The sequence below is a fragment of the Aquibacillus koreensis genome, assembly GCF_025154055.1.
GTDB lineage: Bacteria > Bacillota > Bacilli > Bacillales > Amphibacillaceae > Aquibacillus_C > Aquibacillus_C koreensis.
Genome location: NZ_JAOALK010000049.1, coordinates 35,867 through 61,339, shown reverse-complemented (window position 1 = coordinate 61,339; position 25,473 = coordinate 35,867). Strand labels below are relative to the sequence as shown.

Annotated in this window: 25 protein-coding genes; 20 read left to right on the top strand and 5 right to left on the bottom strand. The window is 34.4% G+C overall.

What is annotated here, in order from left to right; all coding sequences use genetic code 11:
* The first annotated feature begins 62 nt into the window (after positions 1–62).
* The 7 genes from NYQ66_RS14280 (at position 63) to NYQ66_RS14250 (ending at position 9,280) form a co-directional block, all read left to right on the top strand.
* Positions 63–2,222: a peptidoglycan D,D-transpeptidase FtsI family protein gene (locus NYQ66_RS14280; RefSeq protein ID WP_259870380.1), complete on the top strand. Its 2,160-nt coding sequence runs from the start codon at positions 63–65 to the stop codon at positions 2,220–2,222.
* A gap of 744 nt (positions 2,223–2,966) precedes the next feature.
* Complete coding sequence (locus NYQ66_RS14275) at positions 2,967–4,187, top strand: HD-GYP domain-containing protein (protein WP_259870378.1); 1,221 nt, start codon at positions 2,967–2,969, stop codon at positions 4,185–4,187.
* 128 nt (positions 4,188–4,315) lie between these two features.
* Positions 4,316–5,515, top strand: coding sequence for a peptidase (locus tag NYQ66_RS14270; RefSeq protein ID WP_259870377.1), 1,200 nt, complete (start codon positions 4,316–4,318; stop codon positions 5,513–5,515).
* A gap of 133 nt (positions 5,516–5,648) precedes the next feature.
* Positions 5,649–5,819 carry a hypothetical protein gene (locus NYQ66_RS14265; protein WP_259870376.1) on the top strand — a complete coding sequence of 57 codons (171 nt, stop codon included), beginning with the start codon at positions 5,649–5,651 and terminating at the stop codon, positions 5,817–5,819.
* Between the two features lie 221 nt (positions 5,820–6,040).
* Positions 6,041–6,784: a YkgJ family cysteine cluster protein gene (locus NYQ66_RS14260; RefSeq protein WP_259870374.1), complete on the top strand. Its 744-nt coding sequence runs from the start codon at positions 6,041–6,043 to the stop codon at positions 6,782–6,784.
* Positions 6,785–6,973: 189 nt separating this feature from the next.
* Entirely contained in the window at positions 6,974–8,248 is a 1,275-nt protein-coding gene (locus tag NYQ66_RS14255) for a YjiH family protein (RefSeq protein ID WP_259870442.1), read from the top strand.
* A 144-nt stretch (positions 8,249–8,392) separates the two neighbouring features.
* Positions 8,393–9,280, top strand: a complete 888-nt coding sequence (locus NYQ66_RS14250) for a TIGR01777 family oxidoreductase (protein WP_259870372.1) — start codon at positions 8,393–8,395, stop codon at positions 9,278–9,280.
* Between the two features lie 67 nt (positions 9,281–9,347).
* Here NYQ66_RS14250 and NYQ66_RS14245 read toward each other — a convergent pair whose 3' ends face one another.
* From NYQ66_RS14245 to NYQ66_RS14235, 3 genes are all read right to left on the bottom strand, one after another.
* Positions 9,348–9,482 (bottom strand): hypothetical protein, encoded by a 135-nt coding sequence (locus tag NYQ66_RS14245; RefSeq protein ID WP_259870370.1) that lies wholly within the window; start codon positions 9,480–9,482, stop codon positions 9,348–9,350.
* 217 nt (positions 9,483–9,699) lie between these two features.
* Entirely contained in the window at positions 9,700–10,662 is a 963-nt protein-coding gene (locus tag NYQ66_RS14240) for a sodium:calcium antiporter (RefSeq protein WP_259870441.1), read from the bottom strand.
* 97 nt (positions 10,663–10,759) lie between these two features.
* Entirely contained in the window at positions 10,760–11,482 is a 723-nt protein-coding gene (locus tag NYQ66_RS14235) for a ZIP family metal transporter (protein WP_259870369.1), read from the bottom strand.
* 204 nt (positions 11,483–11,686) lie between these two features.
* On the opposite strand from NYQ66_RS14235, the gene NYQ66_RS14230 reads away from it, so the two are divergent.
* Together NYQ66_RS14230 and NYQ66_RS14225 are read left to right on the top strand one after the other, a co-directional pair.
* On the top strand, positions 11,687–13,168 hold the full coding sequence (locus NYQ66_RS14230; RefSeq protein WP_259870368.1) for a DUF4179 domain-containing protein: 1,482 nt from the start codon (positions 11,687–11,689) through the stop codon (positions 13,166–13,168).
* Between the two features lie 118 nt (positions 13,169–13,286).
* Entirely contained in the window at positions 13,287–13,604 is a 318-nt protein-coding gene (locus NYQ66_RS14225; RefSeq protein ID WP_259870367.1) for a hypothetical protein, read from the top strand.
* 32 nt (positions 13,605–13,636) lie between these two features.
* Here NYQ66_RS14225 and NYQ66_RS14220 read toward each other — a convergent pair whose 3' ends face one another.
* On the bottom strand, positions 13,637–14,026 hold the full coding sequence (locus NYQ66_RS14220; protein WP_259870365.1) for a thiol-disulfide oxidoreductase DCC family protein: 390 nt from the start codon (positions 14,024–14,026) through the stop codon (positions 13,637–13,639).
* A gap of 117 nt (positions 14,027–14,143) precedes the next feature.
* Between NYQ66_RS14220 and NYQ66_RS14215 the strand changes: the two genes are divergently transcribed.
* The 6 genes from NYQ66_RS14215 to NYQ66_RS14190 all read left to right on the top strand — a co-directional run bounded on the left by NYQ66_RS14215 (position 14,144) and on the right by NYQ66_RS14190 (position 20,200).
* The gene (locus NYQ66_RS14215) at positions 14,144–14,584 is read left to right on the top strand and encodes a PH domain-containing protein (protein WP_259870363.1); all 441 of its coding nucleotides are present in this window, start codon (positions 14,144–14,146) and stop codon (positions 14,582–14,584) included.
* Between the two features lie 72 nt (positions 14,585–14,656).
* Positions 14,657–15,367 (top strand): ZIP family metal transporter, encoded by a 711-nt coding sequence (locus tag NYQ66_RS14210; RefSeq protein WP_259870362.1) that lies wholly within the window; start codon positions 14,657–14,659, stop codon positions 15,365–15,367.
* 148 nt (positions 15,368–15,515) lie between these two features.
* Positions 15,516–16,463 carry a peptidase U32 family protein gene (locus NYQ66_RS14205; RefSeq protein ID WP_259870361.1) on the top strand — a complete coding sequence of 316 codons (948 nt, stop codon included), beginning with the start codon at positions 15,516–15,518 and terminating at the stop codon, positions 16,461–16,463.
* A gap of 20 nt (positions 16,464–16,483) precedes the next feature.
* Positions 16,484–17,707: a peptidase U32 family protein gene (locus tag NYQ66_RS14200; RefSeq protein ID WP_259870440.1), complete on the top strand. Its 1,224-nt coding sequence runs from the start codon at positions 16,484–16,486 to the stop codon at positions 17,705–17,707.
* Between the two features lie 165 nt (positions 17,708–17,872).
* Positions 17,873–19,402 carry an FAD-dependent oxidoreductase gene (locus NYQ66_RS14195; RefSeq protein WP_259870360.1) on the top strand — a complete coding sequence of 510 codons (1,530 nt, stop codon included), beginning with the start codon at positions 17,873–17,875 and terminating at the stop codon, positions 19,400–19,402.
* Between the two features lie 30 nt (positions 19,403–19,432).
* Entirely contained in the window at positions 19,433–20,200 is a 768-nt protein-coding gene (locus tag NYQ66_RS14190; protein WP_259870439.1) for an alpha/beta fold hydrolase, read from the top strand.
* A 24-nt stretch (positions 20,201–20,224) separates the two neighbouring features.
* Here the strand turns inward: NYQ66_RS14190 and NYQ66_RS14185 are convergent, their stop codons facing one another.
* On the bottom strand, positions 20,225–22,195 hold the full coding sequence (locus tag NYQ66_RS14185) for an NAD(P)/FAD-dependent oxidoreductase (protein ID WP_259870359.1): 1,971 nt from the start codon (positions 22,193–22,195) through the stop codon (positions 20,225–20,227).
* 450 nt (positions 22,196–22,645) lie between these two features.
* Between NYQ66_RS14185 and NYQ66_RS14175 the strand changes: the two genes are divergently transcribed.
* The 5 genes from NYQ66_RS14175 to NYQ66_RS14155 all read left to right on the top strand — a co-directional run bounded on the left by NYQ66_RS14175 (position 22,646) and on the right by NYQ66_RS14155 (position 25,469).
* Positions 22,646–23,134 carry an NUDIX domain-containing protein gene (locus tag NYQ66_RS14175; protein WP_259870358.1) on the top strand — a complete coding sequence of 163 codons (489 nt, stop codon included), beginning with the start codon at positions 22,646–22,648 and terminating at the stop codon, positions 23,132–23,134.
* Positions 23,135–23,177: 43 nt separating this feature from the next.
* The gene (locus NYQ66_RS14170) at positions 23,178–23,729 is read left to right on the top strand and encodes an AAA family ATPase (RefSeq protein WP_259870356.1); all 552 of its coding nucleotides are present in this window, start codon (positions 23,178–23,180) and stop codon (positions 23,727–23,729) included.
* Positions 23,730–23,752: 23 nt separating this feature from the next.
* Complete coding sequence (locus NYQ66_RS14165; RefSeq protein ID WP_259870354.1) at positions 23,753–24,109, top strand: hypothetical protein; 357 nt, start codon at positions 23,753–23,755, stop codon at positions 24,107–24,109.
* A 200-nt stretch (positions 24,110–24,309) separates the two neighbouring features.
* Positions 24,310–24,999: an HAD family hydrolase gene (locus NYQ66_RS14160; protein ID WP_259870352.1), complete on the top strand. Its 690-nt coding sequence runs from the start codon at positions 24,310–24,312 to the stop codon at positions 24,997–24,999.
* 65 nt (positions 25,000–25,064) lie between these two features.
* Positions 25,065–25,469 carry a DUF4825 domain-containing protein gene (locus NYQ66_RS14155; protein WP_259870350.1) on the top strand — a complete coding sequence of 135 codons (405 nt, stop codon included), beginning with the start codon at positions 25,065–25,067 and terminating at the stop codon, positions 25,467–25,469.
* The last annotated feature ends 4 nt before the right edge of the window (positions 25,470–25,473 follow it).

Sequence of the window (25,473 nt, the reverse complement as noted above, 5' to 3'; positions counted from 1 at the left end):
TAGTATGTAATTAAAGGGAAATATTGCTAATTGTTCCGTATTTAAGTTTTGGGGGGTAAAAAATGGCTAAAGAAAAACAAAATAAGTCACACCTGCCTTTTAGGTTAAATATACTTTTCATTTTTGTATTCGTTTTATTTGCCATGTTAGTTTTACAGTTAGGAGTAGTACAAATATTAAATGGGGAAGAAGCACAACAGGAAATTAATAAAACATCAGATACAACTACAAAGTTATCCGTACCAAGAGGTCTCATGTATGATCGGTTCGGTAGAATTATTCTGGATAATGAACCTGTGCGTTCCATTACTTATACACCACCTAAAAGTGGTGAGTCTGCAGATAAGCGCCTTGACCTTGCAGAAAAATTAGCGGAGTTTATCGTGATTGAAGAAGATCAGGAAGAATTAAAAGATAGAATAAGAGAAAGAGATAAAAAAGAATATTGGTTTCTATTTAATGCAGACGAAGCCACAGAACGACTCACTGAAGAGGAAAAAGATTTAGAGAATGGTCCGCAATACCAGAGGATACTTGATAAAATTACAGCTGCGGATTATAACGAATATGACTGGTCGGATAAAGAATTATTAAATATTGTTGCGATTAAGAAGGAATTAGACCAAGCTTACGAATTGACGCCGCATGTGATAAAGAACGAAGGTGTCACTGCAGAAGAGTTTGCCAAGGTAGCTGAACATCTTTATGAGTTACCAGGCATCGACGCTGCAACGGATTGGAGTCGAGAAACGGTCTATGGAAATACGTTTAGTAACTTTATTGGTAGGATCTCATCTTCCAGCGAAGGGATTCCAAGTGAAAATAGTGATTACTACTTAACACGTGGTTATAGTAGAAATGATCGTGTAGGATTAAGTGGTTTAGAACAACAATACGAAAGTGAACTGCGAGGAATTAAAGAAGAAGTCCAATATACAATTGACAAGAGTGGAGCAGTTGTGGGAAGAGAAACCGTTGTAGATGGTCAAAGTGGTAATGATTTAGTGCTTACCATTGACATGGAATTACAAAAAGAGTTAGATGTAATTGTTCAAGAGGAATTAGAGGCAGCACTTCAGCAATATCCAGGATCAAATAGATTTTTGCAAGATGCTTTAGCCGTATTGATGGAACCTAAAACCGGTGAGATCTTAGCAATTTCCGGTAGTCGTTATGACCGTGAAGATGGGACGTACTCTGATCAATCGTTCCGTGTTATCTATGATGCGTATCAGCCCGGTTCTGCGGTAAAGGGCGCAACCGTATTAGCTGGGCTAGATTCTGGAGTGATTGGGATTGGAACTAGAATTGAGGATAAACCAGTTAAAATAGCCCAAACACCAGAAAAAAGTTCTTATAATAACCTTGGTTGGTTAAACGATCGTGTAGCATTAGAACGGTCTTCCAACGTCTATATGTTTCATATTGCCATGCGTTTAGCAGATGCTACCTACAGATATAATGAACCATTATATGGCTTTGATTGGGATAGCTTTCAAGAGCTTCGGAATTATTTTAATCAATTCGGTTTAGGTACTGAAACCGGAATTGATATGCCTTATGAAAGTGTCGGAGTAATTGGCGCAAATCAACAAGCAGGTAACTTATTGGATATTGCGATTGGGCAATATGATACGTACACTACACTTCAGTTAGCACAGTATATATCAACAATTGCTAGTGATGGTTATCGTGTTCGACCACACTTTGTAAAAGAAATAAGAAAATCAGAGTCTGAGAAAGGTCAACTAGGACCTGTCGTAAAATCTTTAAATACAGATGTTATGAATAAAATTGATATGAGTGATCAATACATTAACCGTGTTCAGCAAGGCTTAATTGATGTATATCACGGTTCTAGAGGTACTGCTTCTTCATCTTCCTATTGGGGTGAACCAGAATATAGAAAGTATAAAGTTGCTGGGAAAACAGGAACTGCAGAAAATGATATATATGAGAACGGTGTTAAAGTAGGGAATACAGAGAATCTTACACTTGTTGGTTACGCACCATACGACGAGCCAGAAGTTGCTTTTGCCATCGTTGTTCCTAGAAACGGGAAAGAATTAAAAGGTTATTCTCCTCATCACAATATTGGAAAAAGAATGATGGATGCTTATTATAATCTAAAAGAAGAAAGAGCAAAAAATGGAGTTAGTGAGGAAATAGATGAATCTGTTGAAGGAGAAGGCGAGAACGAGGAAGTTGGAGGGCAGGAATAGTCGTCTTACATTAATAAATCTCAATGACATTTCTATTAAGAAGCACATCCAAAGTCATTACTTTTAATGACTTTGGATTGCTTTTTTAATTCTAATTGTAAAAACACCTAAAAACTATGGAAATCAGCAAAAGGTCGAGTAAATAGAAACAAATAATGCTTTAAGAATAAATTCCCACCTTTGCACTATTTTTTATAAGAAAATATAGAATTGTTCCAAAATTACATTTTCACATAGGATAAAATACTTATATATTGTGAAATAATTTACAATCTGTTTACAGTTTTATTTCAGCTAATATTTACACATTTCCATTATTCACTTATACTTCAATTAATTAGTAAATGTTAGGGACATAACATGACTAATACAATCAAAAATATACATAAATCTACCTTTGCTAAATCTAGTAGACTACTACCTTCTCTGGTTAAGTATTGGACTATCGTATGCAAAAATTTCTTTTTGAAGATCTAGATAAATGTATTAGAATTTAATTACAAGAACGTACATAATAGCCCAGAAAAAACCTATATAGTAGTAAAATATCAAAAATAAGTAATATGGACTATGAAAAAAATCAACTAATCCTTAACGCTAGTCAAAAACTAGACAATTAATCACCAAATCATCTAATATTACTAACATAATGACAGAATTTTATGATTATTAACATTATCTTAATAAAATGAAGGTCAATAATCATGTATCATAATACTAACTAGAAACGGTGAGGATTAAAAAATGCAAAAACGACTTAAGAGTAGTGCTTTAACAAATGCGGAAGTAAAAACAACAATATGGTTTTTATGGTTATTTTATGCAATTTTTATAATATATGATGTTTTTTACAATTACTTATTACCTGAACTACCATGGGGGTCAGACTTAGCCAAAGAAACCAATATATTTGATTATGTTCAATATATCATTTTATTTGGTCTTTTACCGGTTTCGATGTTCCTATTAAAGAATGATAAACCGTATTTAATTAAGTATATTTTTTTTATTGGATTAACATCTATTAATATAATAAGCGACATATGGTTTTATCTAGGAAGTGAAGGTAATAGTTATACGAATGGTAATGTTGTAGAGCTATTCATTATACTATTTTCACCAATTTTTGTGAATAAAAGGTTCTTCTATTTAGTTTCAATTGGAACGGGGTTAAAATACTTAGTAATAGGCTTAGCTATTCAAGATCCTGTTGTATTATTTCCAATTCTTATTGTTGTTGTATTATCTATGATAGCTTATATCATTTTACATCGGATACACAGTTATGTAGAAGCTGTTAAGAAGTCCTATGATAAGCAATTAGAAGGGATTGTGAAAGGGATTATTGCTACATTGGAACTTAAGGATCCCTATACTAGAGGTCATAGCGAGCGTGTAGCAGAGTATGCAATGAAGTTAGCGAGAGCTACAAATAAATTTAAAAAAGACGAATTAAATTCTTTTTATTATACTTGTTTATTACATGACATAGGTAAAATTCATATTCCAGATTCAATATTAATAAAACCATCTAAGTTAACAATAGAAGAATATGAAATAATAAAAACGCATCCTACTGTTGGTGCAAAAGCAGTTCAGCAAGTGGAAGGAATTGCAGATTACATAGATGTTATTTATTATCATCATGAGAGATGGGATGGAACTGGATACCCTAAAATGTTGAAGGGAGAAGAGATTCCATATCTAGCTCGAGTCACAGCAATTGCCGATGCATTTGATGCTATGACATCATCACGATCTTATAGAGCAGCTTTACCTTTAGAGGAAGCTTATAAACGTATTATTGATGGTAAGGGTACACAATTTGATCCGGATTTAGTGGATTTATTCCAAGAGACATATCAATCCTGGGTTGAATTTTATGAAAGCTACATAATAGAAATAGAAACTATGGAGAACAACCAAAAGGAGGTGCAAGACTATGAAAGTAAGAAAATTAAGTAAATTAAAAGTAACTTGTTGGTGGTGCTTCTTATTTAAATCTTAGAGATTAGTAATTATTTTTTGACTATTTACAGGATGCTATAAAGTTAGCATCCTATTTATTTTTATATAAATTTGGGGGAAGCATGATGCAATTGAGTAAAGATTCCAAACTAACCCTATACCCTTTAACTATTCGCGATGATAACAAGCACTTTATTGTTGAAGACAACATGTCTGGTGAATTTTATGAGATGCCTAAGATTTGTATAGAAGCAATTAACATGATAAGAAAAGGCGAAACACTTTGTGAAATAGAGGAAAGGCTTTTGCTTAACTACCCAGAAGATGAAGTAGAATTACTTTCTTTTGCAAATCAACTATTAGAACTTGATCTTATTGAGACAATCGATGGTAAGTTAATTAACAATAAGGTGAAACAAAATCATACACCCAATGGTTTTAAATGGCTTTCACCTGTAGTTGGCAAATTCTTCTTCAATAAAATTTCTACAAAGATTTTTGCAGGCATAATACTTATAAATATAATAATGGTTTTCATACATCCGCATTTATTACCTAATTACACGGACTTATTTATTTTTGATTCTATGATGTTTAACATAGTAACCTATATGTTGATAACCTTGATCCTTATCATGATCCATGAATTTGGACACATATTAGCAGTTCGTTCCTACGGCCTACCAGCTAAACTAGATATCGGTCATCGATTATTATTTGTCGTGTTTGAAACTGATTTAACTGGAGCGTGGAAATTAAGACCACAACAACGAAATATCTTATATACGGCAGGAATTTGTTTTGATCAAGTGATGTTGCTTTCTGCTTTTAGCTTATTGTTGATTTTTCAAGGTAGTCACCCTGTATTCATAGGTGTATTATCAATTATCGTGCTTGATATATTTATTAAGACGGTCTATCAATGTTGTTTTTATATGAAAACAGATTTGTATTATCTTTGTGAGAATATGACAGGTTGCTATAACCTGATGGAAAATGGCAAGAAATTTCTTCACAAATGGATCCCATTAATCAAACCAGATCCATCTACGGAAACTTTTGAAGGAGAAGAAAAGGTAGTCAAATATTATAGTATCTTCTATATTTGTGGTGTGGTTTTCACAATAGGACTATTTGCTTTCTATTTTGTACCACAAATGATTTTTGTTTATTCAAGCATTATACCCGCATTATTTGACCCTAGTAACCAGGCATCTTTTTGGGATGCAATCATATTTTTTAGTCAAAGTGTTTTAATGATCGGCTTATTATTATACGTTTGGAGAAAAAATCGAACACATAAATCAGGACTCATAAAAGAATAGAAACAAGTCAAAAAAAGCACTCCTCTTTGGAGTGCTTTTTTAATTATAGAATTGTAAAAATGTTTAAATAAATTTGAATAAATATCCAACCATTGGTGAATCTAAAAGTAAATTATGGAAAGGGGGTTTTGAAGTGGAAGTAGATATGAGCTTAGAGGAAGTAATGGAAGGTATTAGAAGGTTGGAAAAGTTGGAGAAAAATTTAAACAAAAAGAAAATCAAGAAGTCACATCCTCAATTGATGAAAAATGCTCTATATTACTTTTCAGATTGGGAACAAGCAAAAAATAGAAGTACTTCTTGAGAACCTTTATCTGTGAGAGTTTCCCCCAACACCTATAGAATCGACATAGTACGAGGAGAACATTTTTGTTCTTCTCTTTATTTTTTTGTGAAGATAAAATGATAGTTCGTAAAGTTACCTAGAAATTTTTGTTATGAATCAAATCAAAATATGATATTATAGGAAATTGAGTGCCTAGACCTAAAATATAAAAGTAATTGATAAGTAGAGGGGAAACCACTATGGATAACTTCTTAACCTACGAGGAAATTCAGTTGAAATGTGAAAAGATCAACCAAATATATCAAGTAGATGAAGAGAATTTTTACCGTATAGTAGAAAAATGGGCAGAAGCAGACACAACAACGGAAAACAAACTACTAGCTAGTTTCACGGAATTGCTCCAGGTTGTTAATAATGAAATGGCAGGTATAGAGCAGATGGTTAACATGAAGCCTACTTGTCAACTAGGTTGCGCGTTTTGTTGTTATTTTCCAATTGTGATAAATGAAATGGAAGCAAAATTAATGTGCAAAGCCATTCAGGGATTTCCAGAAGACAGAAAAACAGAACTTAGAGACCATTTTTCTCATTATTATAAAAAATATGGAGATAAATTAAAGGAACTAACAGCAATAGATTTTAATGCAGATCCTAATTTTAAGTTATCGTACAAAAAAGCAAATGTACCTTGTGTTATGTTAAACACAGAAACAAACCAATGTATGGCATATGAAATACGACCAATTCCTTGCCGAACTTATGTGAACTATACAAATCCAAAAGTATGTGAACAAAACCTGATGCCAAAAGAGACGATCAGTTTTGAATTTCTATACAACGAATATATTGGAGCATTAAACGAATTCCTTCAATTTCTGTATGAGGAAGAAGATACAGCGTTTATCGAATACCCAAACGATGTCTACACTCATGATTATTTGGTTAATTGGTTTAAGAAATATAGTAAAGAAGAAATACTATGATTCGTTTCAACACATATTAAGTAAGTAAATAGTAACTCCCATCAATAAAAAGAATTCTAGACAAGGAGTGATGGAGTTTTGTCAGATGAAAGAGAAACAAATGTAAGATCACATGACGATCTTAGCCAATATGGAGTGGGGGATTATCTTCTTTTTATTTTACCATCTCTTGTTGGTATTTTATTATTCATGATTCCAATTTCTTCTAATGGAGAGATAACGATACCTGTTGCTTGGATGGCAAATAAGCTGGAAGGCTTCATATCGCCAATCATCCCTGAGACAATGACAATTATATTGGTGATCGTTGCGTTCGTAACGTTTTGGGCAACTATTTTAAAACCGCGATGGATAACAGCACATCATTTTCTTACTACTATATTTGTTGTTCATCCTGCATGGGTAATTGTTAGAATTGTGGGGGCCATATTAGCTATTATGACTCTTTTAGAGTTGGGTCCTGAATGGGTATGGTCTGACGCAACTGGAGGGCTACTGTTATTTGAACTAATTCCTTTATTGTTTACTATATTCTTATTTGCTGGTATCTTTCTACCATTACTTCTTAACTTTGGATTGGTAGAACTTTTTGGAACCTTATTAGATAAAGTAATGAAGCCGCTATTTACTTTACCTGGTCGTTCTTCTGTTGATTGTTTAGCTTCATGGATGGGTGATGGAACGATTGGTGTTGTATTAACAAATAATCAATATGAACAAGGTCATTATACAAAACGAGAAGCAGCCGTAATAAGTACTACTTTTTCCGTTGTTTCTATTACATTTAGTATCGTTATTCTTTCTCAGCTAAAATTACAGGCGTTATTTGTTCCTTATTATTTTACAATTGTACTGGCTGGATTTGTTGCAGCATTAATACTTCCAAGAATTCCGCCTTTATCTCGTAAACCAAATACGTACGTGGTTGAGCAAACGGAGAAAAAGCAAGAATTACCTGTGAAAAGAAGAACAGAATTCCGTTTTGCTTTAAGTAAAGCTTTAGCTCAGGCAAAAAGAAATGAAGGATTTCAGGATACATTAAAAAGTGGCCTGAAAAATGTCCTGGACATGTGGTTTGGTGTGATCCCTGTTGTCATGGCAATCGGAACAATTGCTGTCATTATTGCTGAAACTACGCCTGTGTTTGCATTGATTGGTACTCCATTTGTCCCAATTCTTCAATTATTGCAGGTGCCTGAAGCAACTGAGGCAGCTCAAACAATGGTTATTGGTTTTGCTGATATGTTTCTACCAGCTTTACTTGGTAGTGGCATAGAAAGTGAATTCACTAGGTTTGTTATCGCTTGCGTTTCTGTTACACAATTAATATACATGTCTGAGGTCGGTGGAATTCTACTTGCTTCAAAAATTCCTGTTCGTTTTATTGATTTAGTAATAATCTTCTTATTAAGAACGATGATCACACTACCTATTATTGCACTAGTTGCACATATTATATTTTAAATGCATCCCTGCTTTTTTGAGGAAATACATCTCAGATTAGCAGGGATTTTTTTAAAAATGTACAACTTATTGCTTGATGAACATCGTTACTTTAGATGGTATGTTAATATGGAGTTAATCATTAAGTGGATGGGGGATAGAATAATGAAAAAACATGTCGTAATTGCAGGTGGAACAGGTTTTATTGGAAGTTATCTTCAGCACAAGTTTCAAGAACAAGGTTATAAAGTTTCTATCATTTCAAGACAAACTCCTCATATATCCTGGAAAGATCAGGCATCTATTGTCCAAGCATTAGAAGGCGCCGAGCTTTTGATTAACCTGGCTGGAAAATCTGTCAATTGTCGTTATAACGAAAAGAACAAGAAAGCAATTATGGATTCTAGAACAGAAACTACAACTATTTTAGGGAATGCTATCCTATCCTGTGAAAATCCTCCAAAAATATGGATGAATTCAAGTACAGCAACGATCTATCGTCATGCGGAGGATCGACCAATGACGGAAGAAGGCGGGGAATTAGGTGAAGGATTTTCCGTTGATGTAGCAAAAGCATGGGAAGAAACACTCTTGTCATTTGATTTGCCAAATACAAGGCAAATTGCTTTAAGAATTGCCATTGTATTAGGTAAAGGAGGAGGCGTGATGACACCGTATAAGAATCTAGTTAGATTCGGAATGGGTGGCGTGCAAGGTTCCGGTAAGCAAAAATTCAGCTGGATTCACGTAGAGGATTTATTACAAATCATACTCTTTTTAAGAGATAGACACGATCTAACAGGTATTTTCAATGTTTCTGCTCCAAACCCTGTTAGTAATAAAGAACTTATGACAACGATCAGACGTGCAATGGGAGTTTCCTTTGGTCTACCAGCACCTCGATTGATGCTAGAAATGGGAGCTATTTTTATTAGAACGGAAACGGAGCTAGTACTAAAAAGTAGGTGGGTAATTCCTGAACGACTAGAGCGTGAGGGATTCCAATTTAGTTTTCCAACTCTAGAGAAGACAATTAAAGATATAATCAAGTAACGTATTTACCTTAAACATACTATGATAACTTAAAACACAAGCTACAGAATAGCTTGTGTTTTATTGATTATCTTTTTTTTGGCTTCTTATTAATAAACTCTTCATTTTTATGTTGTGTAGCCTTATTCTGATGGTGAAATTGATCGTATGCTTGATTAGTAAGATAAAGCACTTCATTTTCTAAGTGATCGTTTCTTTTCATGTTCACTACGCTCCTTTTAATCCTAATATGCGAATTGTTTTTGTTTTGTATTCAAAAGTTTTTATAACTCGTGATAATATTGACTAAAAGAAAATAACGAACTATTGACAAAGAAGGTAACAGGTAGCTGGATGAACCGAAAAGGAAAGAAGATCCCTAAAAGTAAAAGCCTTTCAAGATTAAAAGTGTTGGTAGACATCTCCTTAGATATCAAATACTACATAACGAAAAACACAATAACAAAATAACTAACAACGGCAATCAAAGAGGGTAGGATGTAGGTAAATGTATTTTTTGTATGATCTCTTTTAATGATTAACATTACCATTAATGTTAAGAAACAACCAATCAAAGACATATAAACTAGTTGATTATCCGTATCTAACCATATACTTCCTTTAGAATAAAAAACATCTGCGATTGTAAGTGCTAGAATATTGAACATATTACTACCTAAGATCGTCCCTATTGCTAAGTTTACGTTAGCTAATCTTAAAGCAGTGTACACACTCATTGCATCTGGTATAGAAGAGGCCATTGCAACTAAAATTCCCCCGATAGCGGTGGAACTAATTCCTGTACTTCGAGCCATTGCATCTCCAGAAAGTGAAAGAGCACTTCCAGAAACAAAGATAATTACACTAAATAGTATAAATTTCGTTACAGAATATTTTAACTTGTTAGACTGAGTTAAAGGTTCTTTCTCTGTTTTGGTTGTAGTGTTTTGATCAGATTTAGCTTTTGATATGATTTTTATCCCTACAATGTAAACGGTTATAATCAAAACGCTAATAAAGCTAATATGCATGATAGCGATAGAGCTATGTAAGACAAGCCCAATCGCAGTAATTAATCCTAAAATAAGAGAAATAATTCCTGAGTAAACATGATGATCCGATACATGGAGAAATAAACGTTTACCACGAAAATGTATATCAAACGCAAATAATACAAAAAAGTTAAATAAAATGCTGCCTAACCCATTGCCTATAGCTATATCAGGATTGTTTATAATACTAGCGGAAATGGTCACTGTTAATTCAGGTAAAGACGTTGCTACAGCAAGTAAAAGTGTCCCTGTAACAAATCCACTCATGTTTGAATGTTTACTAATCTTATTTGCATGTATAGATAATTGAATTGCTGCTAACGCAGAAACAATTGCTGCTCCAATAAAAATGGCAATATAGATTAAGGCATTAATAAGAAATGCACCTCTTTAGATGGTTTTTTAATTCTATTCTCTAAAATAAAGAGAGTTAAACATCAAAATGATGTTACCTATACCATTCCGTAAGTAAGATCATTATTAAAAAACCCAAGATAAAAGAAATCGTAGAAACTCTTTCATTCCCGTCCCCGTGACTTTCGGGAATCAGTTCTTTATACACAACAAACAACATGGAACCCGCTGCAAATGCTAGTCCATATGGAATAATTGGTTCAAAAAACTCTCCGAACGCTACACCTACTAGGCTCGCAATTAGCTCAATGAATCCAGTCATACTAGCCAATAAAAAGGCTTTTAGTCGACTAACATGTAACGTGATTAAAAACAGTCCTACCAAAAAACCATCTGGTATATTCTGTATGCCAATCGCAAAAGACACGACTGGTCCTAACTCTTCACTATTACTTACATTACTTATGCCAACCGACAATCCTTCTGGAATGTTATGTAGGGACATTGCAACTAAAAATAAAATAACACTCGCATGAGGAGAAGAATTTGGAGTATGATCTAAATCGACATGAGGGATTAAACTTTCCAACATCGTTAACACTAAAGTTCCAATTAATATGCCTACAATCAGGATCCCGACATTTGAAAGCTTTAACGCTGACGGAATTAGGCCATAAGTAGAAGCTGCAACCATAACCCCAGCTGTAAAGGCAAGTAATGTATCCTTTCCTTTATGGGATACATTCTTAATTAAAAATATAGGTAAAGCACCTAAGCTTGTACAAAGTGCAGAAATAAAAATGAAGTATAAACTCATGATTTGCCCTCCAACATTGCTTTAATGTCGCCATCTTTGCATTTTATGTTTCATTGAAAGAAATCATGTTTAAGAAAAAGCATTTCTTTATTTTTATGCAATCTTAAACAACAAAGTACACAAAGATAGAGGAATTTCTCTGTTTTAGTCGAAAAGAAATATAGAGGACATCGACATAAGATTAGGTAAATCGAGGTGCACAAAATGAAATGCAAAAAATGTAGAAAATATATTAAAAATAAAGATCTTACAAAATATACACATGAAGAGATAGTTTTAATAGAAGAACACATAAGAAACTGTTCTAGATGTAACAGAACATATATTAAAACCACTAGTGGATTAATACACCGACTTTCTCCGAAAACATGGGGAATTTTAACGGTATCTATTCTATTTATTGTTTTTATCACATTCACTACTGGTGCAATGGACAAGCTTGCAAGCTGGTGGGGCGATCAAAGTATTGATCAAGGCAATTTTGAAGAAATAAAACGATTTGGATTAGATAATAATTTAGATCTTTCTGTAGAGGATAATGGCGTTAAGGTTACGATCACACATGTTCTGGCTGATGATATTCAAACGTTTGTTTATTATGAGGTTGAGGATTTAGATAAAGGCAGGTTATTAAGAATTTCAAATCATCCTAGAGTATTAACGGAAGAAGGGGTATTTGATTTTAATCAACGGTTCATTGATCCTGTACATAGTATGATGGATCTACCTGATCAAATGACCAGTGACACCGTTTACAGAGGTAGGATTGGAATGCCTCCTATTTCAGAAGATGAAGGTGAAATAGAATTAGTAATTAGTAGCTTACAAGAAGTGAATGAATTAAATAAATATTCGTATATGATGCATACTGAATCAGGCGAATTAACAGACGGGGAATGGAAATTTGATATTCCGATTAAAAAAGAGGAGATGCTTGAAAAAGTAGTTAATCTAGAAACTGATATTGCAGGATATAAGATAAAAATAAACAAAGTAACTATTGCTCCTACAACTACACTTTTTGAGTATCAATTCAAACAAGAGCAGGATTCTACTGGATATGGTTTGCCTTATCTTCAATTTGACAGATTAGATAGTAATGAAGACACTTTCCTTCGAGAAGATATGTCAATTATACCAATTGATGACATGCGTTCTGATGCAAATTGGCGACTCGATTTCGCAGCCTTTGATCCTATGTATTATTACACACCAGACTCGATTGACTTATCGATTTCTTTCCTAAATGAAACAGTTCCTATAGACGAAAATTTTACTATTAATCCAGATTCAACTGAACCGCAAACTATTACGGTAGCAAACACGGATGTGACTATTGATGACATCAAGTTAGGGACACCCTCTAGCTTAACTATGAATTTTCCCTATACGGAGGACAGAGTATTTGAAAGGCTTATTTACGATGTTTTTACTGACTCAGGGGTCCATGGAATGAGCTATAATAATTATGAAGGCATATATGTTGATTATAGTGGGAATGAAGTTAATCTAGAAGAAATGACCACATACACGAGAGAAATGGAAAAAATTAGACACTACATAATTAAAGAAGAGCTAATTATTGAGTCTGGTAATGAGGATATCGTTAAACCTATTGGAATAAGAGTACATGGCTATCAGAAAACCACATTCCCAGATCAAAAGATTCATGTAGAACTCAATTAATAAAACATCCTTAAAAGGCATTTTTGATTGATGAGAATAGGGAATCTTCTATTTGCAAGGACGGTTCTCCTAAAATTATTCACCTTAATTAGTTCCTTATTGGAGGTGTTACAGTATATTGAAATATGAGAAGACAAAGATCGGAATAGGATCATTTTCACTATTATTGTTTTCACTAGGATTTTTATTTTCCTTTTCATTTGGTGATCAAGCAGCGTTAGGGGACAGTATAATACAATCTATTGGATTAAAACCATGGTCAAAAGGCGATCATGGATTGCATTATACTGCATTTTATTCACTAATTTTCTTCTTACCTGCATTATTTTTGGGATATAAATATAGAGATGATTGGGGAGCAAAAGTAGGTAGGATACTATCGATAATTTTTTTCATGACTATTTTGATTAGTTCACTTTTGGTCATTGACATTTAAAAAACAGCTCATGTTTCATAACAGAGCTGCATTTACAAAAAACGTTTTCTAATATCAGGAGACGGAAGTTCACAACTTTCTTTTTTCCCAAACCATTTATATCTATTTCTTGCGATAACATTATAGAAGATATCTCTAAGTGGCTTAGGTACAATCAACAATGGATAGAGTACTTTCCATAAGCCATTAAGATTTTTGCATATCTTGAGAGCAGCAGTAGATTTGGAATACCAATTTGATTCATCGATCAGAATTATGCTATCCAAATGCTTTGGAATTTGATACTTTTCCCTTAGTTTTTCTCCGATATCACTTTGGAGAGAGGCGAATTTAAAGGTAGCAGTACGATCTCGTTTAATAATAAACTGGACACTACGGTCACAAAAATTACACTCGCCATCAAATAGTATTATTTTGTTCATCAAGATCCCTCCGTACGTTTATTCTAACACAAATAATCCTGAAACCATTCTTTTACACATTCGTATATAGAAGTAGATAGTATTTTTATAACAACGTATGGAAAGGCGATGTAACCAGTGCACTTTAAGGCAAAAATAGATCGATTTTATATTATATTTATAACAATTTCCATTCTTATCCTTGGTTTAGCGACGATACTACCTATAATTTTAGATCAAGATGCACCCTTACTTGCTCAATTCATTATGATAGGACTCTTTATCGTCCTAACGACTTTCATCTTATGGATTACTTTTACTATTGAATATGTACTGTTAGATGAATATTTACTTGTAAAAGGTGGCCCATTCCGTAGTAGGATTCGCTATGCTACCATTACAAGAATTTCACGTACGAAAGACATGTATTCAGGTTATCGATTATTAACAGCTAGAAATGGCCTTGAAATCTTCTATAAAACAGCGATTCTAGGAAGTGTGAAGATTTCACCTAAAAAGGAACAACGATTTATCTCTGAATTAAAAAAACGTTGTCCAAATGTAAAGATGGACTTTTAAACAAAATACTATGTCATTGGTCATATTAGTTTCACCCCAGGTATATGATGAATTAGTGGGGGAGGAGCGAATGTGATTGGACAGATCTTATTCATTTCTATATTACTGTTAATTGGTCTTATAATCGGTGGGGGCATCGGTTGGATCATGTCTATATTTTTTAAAAACCATACATCTGTCCTGTATTTATTCGGATGTGGCATCATACTTGGTATGATATTCTTTCATCTAGCCCCCGAAACATTACAACAATATAACTGGTTAGGACTAATCATTGGATGCCTTTCGGGTATTATTTTAATGTTCCTTGTTGAGGGCATTATCATGGAATTACATAAAAACAAATACGCACCCAAAACATCTATCGCCACTCTGTTACTTGTCATTGGCATGGCAATTCATAACATGCCCACTGGTATGACAATAGGTTCAGAATTAGGGGAGATGGAATGGACCTCTAGTGCATTAATTGGTACATTTATTATACATCAAATCCCTGAAGGACTCGCTTTGTTTCTATTGCTATTAAATCGGTCGGATTCTCTATCACCCTTTATTCTCGTATCTGTGTGCTTATCCCTATTATTATTTACATCTATTATTATAGGTTATATGTACATAGATGCTCCAACTAAAATGAAGGCGATTCTAATGGGGACTTCTATCGCGACTTTAGGATATGCAAGCATTCACGGGATTAAGCACGAGACAAATATCCAAGCTACATACAAACCTATTTTCATTGGCTTTGCTATTGTATTCCTATTCATATGGCTTTTGTAGATAACACGTAATTGTAAAGATCCGGGATTTTCCGGATTTTTTTATTGAACATTTTACAAAAGTGTCTATGCTTGTGATGTAAATCACAGATATTTTCAAAAAAATCGTCATAATGAGGTGTAGACTGTCTAAATATTGAGGTGAAAATATGAATACATCTTATCGTCCAGAATTAGTGGCAACAGCAAGAGATTTAAAGGAAGTTAAAGTGCTAGCAGAAGCAGGTGCTGATGCGATTCTTGTCGGTCATCAGAAATATGGCCTAAGAGTTACAGGTGACTTTGGGTTAGAAGATATCGAACAAGCTGTTCTTTTTTTACATGGTTTAAATAAAAAGATCTATGTAGTAACAAATGCAATTTTTCATAATCAGGATTTAATCGATTTGCCGCATTACTTTGAAAGGTTAGTAGAACTGAAAGTAGATGGAATTGTTTGTGGAGACCCATCTGTATTTCCAATCCTAGATGAAATGGGGAAGTTCATTCCTGTTTTTTGGAATCCAGAAACATTATCTACGAATTTTGAGACATTAAAGTTTTGGCAAAAGCAAGGTATTCAAAGAGCGATTCTGTCGAACGAGTTAGCTTTAGATGCCATTTTTGAAATAAAGCAAGAATTAGAGCTACCAATAGAGATACAAATTCATGGTATGACTTGTATTTTTCAATCAAAACGAAAGCTCGTATCGAATTATTATCATCATATTGAGGATGTAAACAACCAAGAAAAGTATGATCGAGATAAGAAACTTCATTTGAAGGAACCGAAAAAAGAAGATACAAATTACCCGGTGTTTGAAGATTTTAATGGCACTCATATTATGAGTAACGAAGACTTATGTATGATTGAGCACCTAGAACCACTTATTGATAAGCGGATTGATAGTTTGCGAATAAACGGAATACTTCAGTCAAGAAGCTACAATGAAGCAATTGTTAAACTGTATCGAGAAGCGATTGATTTATGTATGAGCGATTTATATCAATATAAAAGTTTCCAGTTCTTAAATAGAGTGAGAGAAAGCTTAGGTGCAATTAAGAGTGAAGAACGTAAACTTGGAACAGGTTTTTATTTTAAAGAACAGATCTACTAAATAGAGGTGTTACGATGGGAATGACTATTGGAAAGAAGCCAGAATTATTAGCACCGGCAGGAAACCTAGAAAAATTAAAATTTGCAATACACTATGGTGCAGATGCCGTTTATATCGGTGGAAAACAGTTTGGATTACGAGCGAAGGCAGGTAATTTCTCCTTTGAAGATATGGAAGAAGGGGTAGCATTCGCTAATAAATACGGTGCCAAAGTCTATGTTGCTGCAAACATTATTGCACACAACGAAAACTTAGAAGGCGCACATGAATATTTTAAGAAGCTATATGACATTGGGATTGCCGCAGTTATTGTGGCAGATCCTGCCTTAATCTCAGCATGTAGGGAATCTGCTCCTAATTTGGAAGTTCATATAAGTACACAAGCATCGATTGCGAACTGGAGAACTGTTCAGTTTTGGAAAAACCAAGGGATTCCTCGAGTTGTGTTAGCAAGAGAAGTATCCCTAGAAGAGATTAAAGAAATGAAAGAAAAAGTAGACATTGAAATTGAAGCATTTGTTCATGGCGCAATGTGTATTTCTTATTCTGGAAGATGTGTGCTTTCCAATCATATGACTGCGCGAGATGCAAATCGCGGTGGCTGTGCACAGTCATGCAGATGGAATTATGATTTATTTGAAGATGGGACAGATGGATCTGTAAGTATATCAGATAGAGCAGATGAAGCCTACACTATGAGTTCCAAAGATTTAAGCATGGTTGAGCACTTGCCTGATTTAATTCATGCAGGTGTAGATAGTTTGAAAATCGAAGGTAGAATGAAAAGTATTCATTATGTAGCAACAGTCGTGAATGTGTATAGAAAGATCATTGATACTTATTTCGAAGATCCTGCTAACTATCAGTTAGATCCCGAGTGGGTAGATGAGATTTGGAAAGCAGCACAACGCTCGTTGACTACTGCATTTTATTATAACGAACCTACAGAAAAAGATCAGTTATTCGGGAAACCTGATCGTATTACGAAATATGATTTTGCGGGTCTTGTTCTTGAATATGATGAAGCAACACAAATTGCTACGATTCAACAACGAAACTCGTTTAAAGTAGGAGATGAGATAGAATTTTTCGGACCAAACTTTTATCATTTTAAACAAACGATTAAAGAAATTTGGAATGAACACGGAGAAAAAATGGATATAGCAAAACATCCAATGATGATCACAAAGGTAAAAGTAGACCAACCAGTACGATACTACGATATGATGAGAAAAAGCAAATAATAATAAGTCCTCTTTACTTTAACTAGTAAAGGGGATTTTTCTAGTACTGAATGTTATTGGATGATAGTTTATTGATTATTTATGTAAATATCTTTGTTCATACATGAATTTAGATATTCTGCGAAACATAGGAAAAATGACTAACATTTTCGCAGGAGGAAGATCATGTCTAAACATTATCAAGTGCCACAATTCCCAGAACCCTATTGGAGAGAATCTGTAAAATTTCCTACGTTTCCTAAACTAGATAAAAGCATTCATATAGATATTGGGATTGTAGGCGGTGGAATTGCTGGGATCACTACAGCTTATTTATTAACGAAACAAGGTTATAAGGTTGCTCTACTAGAAGCTGGGAAATTATTTAACGGAACAACTGGCCACACAACCGCAAAAATTTCAGCCCAGCATGGATTAATTTATGACGAGTTGATTCAACACCTTGGGGAAGATAAAGCAAAGCTTTACTATGACGCAAACGAAGAAGCAAAACAGTTTATTCAGAATACGATAGATGAGCATAATATAGATTGTGATTTTTCCGTTGAGGATGCTTATGTTTACACGAATGATGATAAGTATGTAAGTAAAATCTCTAATGAATTAAAAGCATACGAAAAATTGGGAATTAATGGGGAAATCGTGGATGAGATACCATTTGATATACCGATTAAATCAGCTATTATCATGAAAGATCAAGCACAGTTTCATCCACTTAAATACTTAGTCTCACTTGTACAGTTCATAAAAGAAAACGGCGGTCGGATTTATGAGAATACAACGGCAACAGATGTAGAGAATGGAGATCATCCTAATATATTAACGTTAGATGGTCATAGAGTAACTTGTAATTATGTTGTAGCAGCATCCCATTTTCCTTTCTATGGTGGTCAAGGTTTTTATTTTTCTCGCATGTATCCGCATCGTTCTTATATTGTAGCTGTCAAAACGGATAAAAAGTATCCTGGTGGCATGTATATCAATGCTGAGAAACCAACAAGATCTATTCGTTCTACAACCACGGATGGGGAAGAGTTATGGTTAATAGGTGGAGAACATCATAAAACGGGGCAAGGTAAGCCAACAACGGAGCATTATGATGCACTCGAAACCTTTGCAGACCAAACATTTGGAATTAAAGAGTACGTTTACCGTTGGTCTGCTCAAGACCTTACGACACTAGACAAAGTACCCTATATTGGCAAAGTAACCGAAGATCAACCAGAAGTACTTATCGCAACTGGATTTAATAAATGGGGAATGACAAGTAGTACAGTAGCTGCAAAACTAATAACTGATCTAATTAGTAATAAAGAAAATAAATATGCAGAACTATATGCTCCGTCGCGATTTCATGCGGATCCTGATTTAAAAAAATTCATGGAAATAAATGCTGACGTGGCAAAACATATGGTCCAAGGCAAATTAGAATTTACGTCAGCCAGTATAGATGATGTGAAGGAAGATGAAGCTAAAGTGATACGTATAAACGGTAAGAGGGCTGGAGTATATCGAGAAAAAAGTGGGGAAGTTCATGTTGTTGATACAACTTGTACACATATGGGGTGTGAAGTAAATTGGAATGATGGTGAGCGATCATGGGATTGTCCATGTCATGGCTCTAGGTTTTCAATTACTGGTGAAGTATTGGAAGGACCTGCACAACAACCATTAAAACGATACAAACAGAAATAGATGAAAGGGAGGAGTGATTTTTTGAGAAGTGTGACACTTGAGAATGGTATCGTCTACTACGAAAAGATAGGAGAAGGTACACCGATCCTTTTCATTCATCCTCCTGGTCTTGGTAGAAGAGTGTTCGATTATCAAAGGGTTTTATCAAGCAAATATCAAATAATCCTTCCAGATTTCTCTGGTCATGGCTGGTCAAAATCGTTTTTAAACGATTCCATCTTTAATCAATATATAAAAGAGATTAATGCTATACTTAGGGTCAATAATTTAGAAAAGGTAATTATATGCGGATACTCAGCAGGGGGAATGATTGCGCAAGAGTACGCACTGCGGTATCCGTTAAACACGGAAGCACTTATATTATCTGGGGGATACCCAAAGGTAGACACTGTTGGTTTACGGATGATGTACAATATAGGAGTTAGAGTGTTAAAAGCATCTCCAGACTTACTTGCAAAAATATTAGCCAAAAGTCATGCTAGGGATCAAGGGTATAGAGAGATATTGTACGAGGCAATGAAGCTTACGAATGTCAATCATTGGATAAGGTTCTATGAAGAAACATATCAATATGATTGCTCTGAAAAATTAATGCAGCTACAGATGCCTGTACTATCAGTTTATGGAAAAAATGCTTATTGGATTCACAAGCACAAAATTTTTTATAAGCAATGTAAACAAAGCAAACTTGCTTTTATAAAAAATGAGTTTCATCAGATTCCAACAAAAAAGTGGCAAGCATTCAATCATATTCTTGAAAATTTTATTAAATCAGAAGTTAAAAACCGTAAATTCTAATATAGAATCTACGGTTTATTTTTACTATATTGAGATTGTATTTTGTTTTTCTTTATGCTTTATCCCTAAATTATATGCAATACAAAATCCTTCATGCGTAGCATCAGCAAGAGAGGCATGACCAGCAGCATCTCCAATAACATACACTTGATCCACTCTTTGACGCAATTGTTGTTCTAATGGATTATAGGCTTTTACTCCCATGGCAACAACTACATATTCTGTATCTATCTTTGTTTTTTCTCCGGTTTCTATATCCTCTACGGTAATACAACGACTTTGAATTTCGTTTACGTTGTGATTTGTAACTACCTTCACATGGATTTCTTTCAAACGTTTGATTAATCGTAATCGGACCTCCGGACTTATTTTCTTACTTGATTTAGTTGGGATTTCAATCCATGTTACATCATTTGCTTGTTCAGCAAGTCTACGCGCCGTACTTTGACACACCATTCCGCTACCCAAAATAACGACGCGATTATGCTTAAACGTTACACGATCTAGTTTCACATCTTCGTACGTATATACATGTGGACAATCATTACCTTTAATACTTGGAACAAGTGGGGTAGCTCCTGTTGCCAAAATGATAGCATACGGACTTAGCGCTAGTATTTTATCTACACTTGCTTCCGTTTGTAATCGCATATCTATATCTAATCGTTCCATCTCATTTGAAAGATAATCAATGTACCAATCCATTTTTTGTTTATAAGTGGGGTCGGATACTAAATGTAATTGCCCTCCAAGCTTATTTGTTTTCTCAAAAAGGGTAACGTCATAGCCTCTATTTGCTAATACTCTTGCGGCCTCCATACCTCCAGGACCGCCCCCAACAATTACGATGCGTTGTTTTTCTTTAATTGCATGGAAATCATCAAACTCCAATTCTCGTCCAGCTCGCACATTTACGGAGCACTCTATATGTCCTATTTTTGTGTACACACAATGCAAACAGGAAATACACATTCTAATTTCTTTTTCACGTCCATGCAAGGCTTTATTACACCATGCAGGATCTGCAAGGTGTCCGCGGCCTATTGCTACAAAATCAGCTTTACCGTCTGCTATAATGGTATCTACATATTTTGGTTCTCTAATATTTCCAACCGCGATGACTGGAATGTTGACTTCTTTTCTTATTAATTCGGCTAGATAGACACGCCAACCTTGTTCAAACAACGGCGACTCAATGACTTTGTCCATAGAATTGTAGTTACCCGCACTCGCATGAATTGCGTCGACGCCAACCTTTTCCAAGTAGCGGCATATCCTTTTACTTTGTTCCACATCTAACCCACCATCATCAAATTCATCAATGCTTAGGCGGATGCTAACGGGGAAATCGATGCCACATGCTTGCTTTATGCCTTGTATAATCTCTTCTACAAATCGCATTCGATTTCTAAAATTACCGCCATATTGATCTGTACGAATATTCGTAGTTGGGTTTAGAAACTGACTGATCAAATAACCGTGTGCACCGTGAAGTTCAACCCCATCTGCACCAGCTCGCCAACTACGAATAGCTCCCGATATAAACTTCTGTATGATTTCCTTTACTTCGTTTGTCAATAATTGCCTTGGTTGTTCTCCAATTGCATCACAAGTAATGGCACTTGGAGCTATGATCTGTTTCCCATCAAGTAATGCAGAGTTGGATTCTCTTCCGGCATGATGTAACTGAACAAATAGTTTCGCACCATAAGTATGTATGACGTGCGCTAGGCGTTGAAATCCTGTGATATATTCATCATCATCAATACGAAGTTGCTTGAAGGTTCCTTTTCCAAGATCGTAGTCAATCGCGGTAAACTCTGTGACAATTAAACCAACGCCGCCCTTTGCTCTCTCTTTGTAATAATGAATGAGTGCTTCGGTCATTTCCCCATTAGGACCTGCAAGTCCCGTCCCCATACCTGGCAGTACAACTCTGTTTTTTAAGCTAACAGTGCCGATGTCACCTTTTTTAAAAATATTTGGAAATTTCAAGTGATTCTCCCCTTTTTGTTAATCATTTCACAAATAGGTGTAATAATGCTTCTTTATCTTATTATAATAGACGCATGTACCTGTTTTAGTGTTGAAATATTGCAATTTAATAACAATTTATAAAAGAGCCTTAGTCAATCCACGGAATTCAGACTTAGATAAAGGGAAGTGTGGTTTCTGCGATTATCGGTTTGTTTGCGGAGGTTCTCGTTCTAGAAGCTGTCCTGGAGATTATCGAAAGTGGATCTTATTGTGTGTACATACCTAAGTCTATGATTTAAGTGTAGTTTATGAAATGAAGGAATGTTTTTTATTTTATCTCAATTAAAAGGAAAATAATGTTAAACTATAGTTGGTGCTTTTCTCCATATCGTGACGTATCTTTGCAATAAAGAGGGCAGATAAGTGTTGGGAAAAGAAAGTATCACTTAAAGGAGGATTAGTTAAAACGTGCCGATATCTGATTATTACAAAGGGCTTCGAGAAAAAATTGGATCAGAGCTATTATTGATACCAAGTGTTGCAGCAATTATAAGAAATAGCAACGACGAAATATTGTTTCAACACCCTCGCGATAGTCAATATTGGAGTTTACCAGCAGGAGCAATTGAACCTGGTGAAACAGCTGCTCAAGCAATTGTTCGAGAAGTATGGGAAGAGACGGGACTATTTGTTAACCCTACAAAAATATTAAGTGTCCTTGGCGGAGAGGAATTCCGCTTTATCTATCCTAATGGTGACCATGTTGAATATACTATCTTGGTTTTCAATTGTGAGATAGTAAGTGGAGGACTAGAATCTATGGATGGTGAATCAGTTGAGCTACGTTTCTTTAGTGAAGAAAATAAACCGAAATTAGCTTTGCCTTATCCGGATTTTATGTTTCAAAAGCTGTTTTTTAAAGACACTTATTTTCAACCACTTAATTATGATGAATAGTAGGCACAGAAAAGTAGATTTTTAATAGACAAGGAGAAATATTATGACTTTTTTTACATCACCTTTCGTCATCGCAATATCAGGTGTATCAGGTGGCGGTAAAACAACCATAACCAAAGCATTAAGTGATAGATTATCTAATTCTACAAACCTATTTTTCGATGACTATGATTTTGAAGGTCCGGTTGATATTATTGATTGGGTGGATCGAGGGGCAGATTATAATGAGTGGAACTTGGATCCTTTGATACATGATCTGAAGCAAATCATTTCAAAATGCTATACTTTTATTCTTCTCGATTATCCGTTTGCCGATAAGCATGTTAAGACTAGCAAATGGATTAATGCTACTATTTTCATAGATACCCCATTAGATGTTGCAATGGCACGTCGATTGATGAGAGATTATAAAAATAGCTCTAACACTACTATATTAAATGATTTGGACAATTACCTTTTACGTGGAAGAAGGGGGTATATTGAAATGCGTAATACCATTAAACCAAACTCTGACATTATAGTGGATGGTACTTTATCAGTCTCTGAGATTGTAGATGAGATTTGTATGGGTTTAAAGTCAATGGGATTAAAATAATGCTTAACAAAAGGGTGGGAATAATGAAAAAAATACTACTGTTCATATTGATTGCAACAGTTGTTTTTATCATTTTTGTTCTTAATGGTATAAGTACTAAAACACTTGATGGAATAGTAGTAGGTTTAGATTCAAATAAGAAATCATTTCAATTAGACTGTCCCGTTATTAAGTATAGTGGCTTTAGTGGTTCCGATGGTTTAGGTTACTATTGTACGATTGAATGGACTGAAGACACTGTTATTAGCAACTTAGAAGGAGAAAAATTGCCTATGAAAGCTATTGATGAAGGAGACCTTGTGACAGTCTCGTTTGAAAGTAGGCAGTTTATTACTTTGAAACATATGCATCTAATAGCAGACGAAATTATTATGGAATGACCAAAGATAGGGGGATTTCGTGAAGTTTCTAGGAAATATATTTATATTTTTTATTTTGTTTGCTTGTTTTTAAGTGTGGTTTTAATAAACTATATGCATTCTTCGGAACTGATCCTATTGGAAAATCTAAGACATTCTATCTTTATGGGTGCATTCTATTTCCTAGTTAATAAATAATATAAAGAAGTCGGAGGATTCCTATGTCTGTTAAAGCTATATTTTTGGACTTTTATGGAACAGTTGTACATGAAGATGAAAAAGTTATAACTAATATATGTGAGCAAATAAAGGCAAACTCGCAAACGGATGCAACAGTATCAGAAATTGGGGGAGTATGGTGGAAAGAACTTTCAACTCTATTTAATGAAAGTCATGGTGAAAATTTCATACCTCAAAGAACCTTAGAAGAAACTTCCATAAAAAGAACACTGTCATATTTTCAATCAAACTTAGATGAAACAAAACTGGTTAATCTGATGTTTAGACATTGGATGACACCAGCTATTTTTCAAGATGCAGTCGAATTTCTAAAGCAAAATACACTTCCCGTCTATATACTCTCTAATATTGACCGTTCAGATATTTTAGAAGCTATTCATCTACATCAGTTGTTGTTTAAGGACATAATTACAAGTGAGGACGTGAAATCATATAAGCCTGGTTCAGAGATGTTTGAACACGCTTTAATGATTAGTGGATTGAATCCAAATGAGGTCATTCACGTAGGGGACTCATTATCTAGTGACATTGCTGGTGCTAATAATATTGGGATTAAAAATGTATGGGTAAATAGAAACAACAGAGAATTAAAAGGAATTATTAAACCCGATTATGAAATCAATAATTTAAAAGAGCTTTTAAATATTGTTAAATTGAGGGTTTCCAAATGAGGCAGAAAATTAAATGTTTGTTCTTTTCACTGTTGATCATGCTTTCTTTAAATGGATGCAGCACAATGCATGCAAATGAAGATATCTTTCAGTATAAAGATTCGTTTATAGGCGATAACAGTGCAGTAGTAAACCTTACCAATCAATTGCGAAATGGCGAACATGTAGAAGGATTTGAACTTAATACAAAAGAACAGCCATATGGCATAATCATAAATTATGATTTGCTAGGATCAGAACAAGATTACATAGATACAGCATTATACAATGCTACATTTTTATTTGTTTTAGTGCAAAATGTGGACTATGCTACATTTCATTTTGGAAAAGATGAATATACAGTAACAAAAGAGAATCTACAAGATTGGTATGGGGAAGAATTAAGTGAATTTACTAATGAAGAAAAGTTGACACGTTACGTACAAAAACAGTTAGAAAATGAAAATAAAGTGAATCAGTTCTTTAACTAAAGGT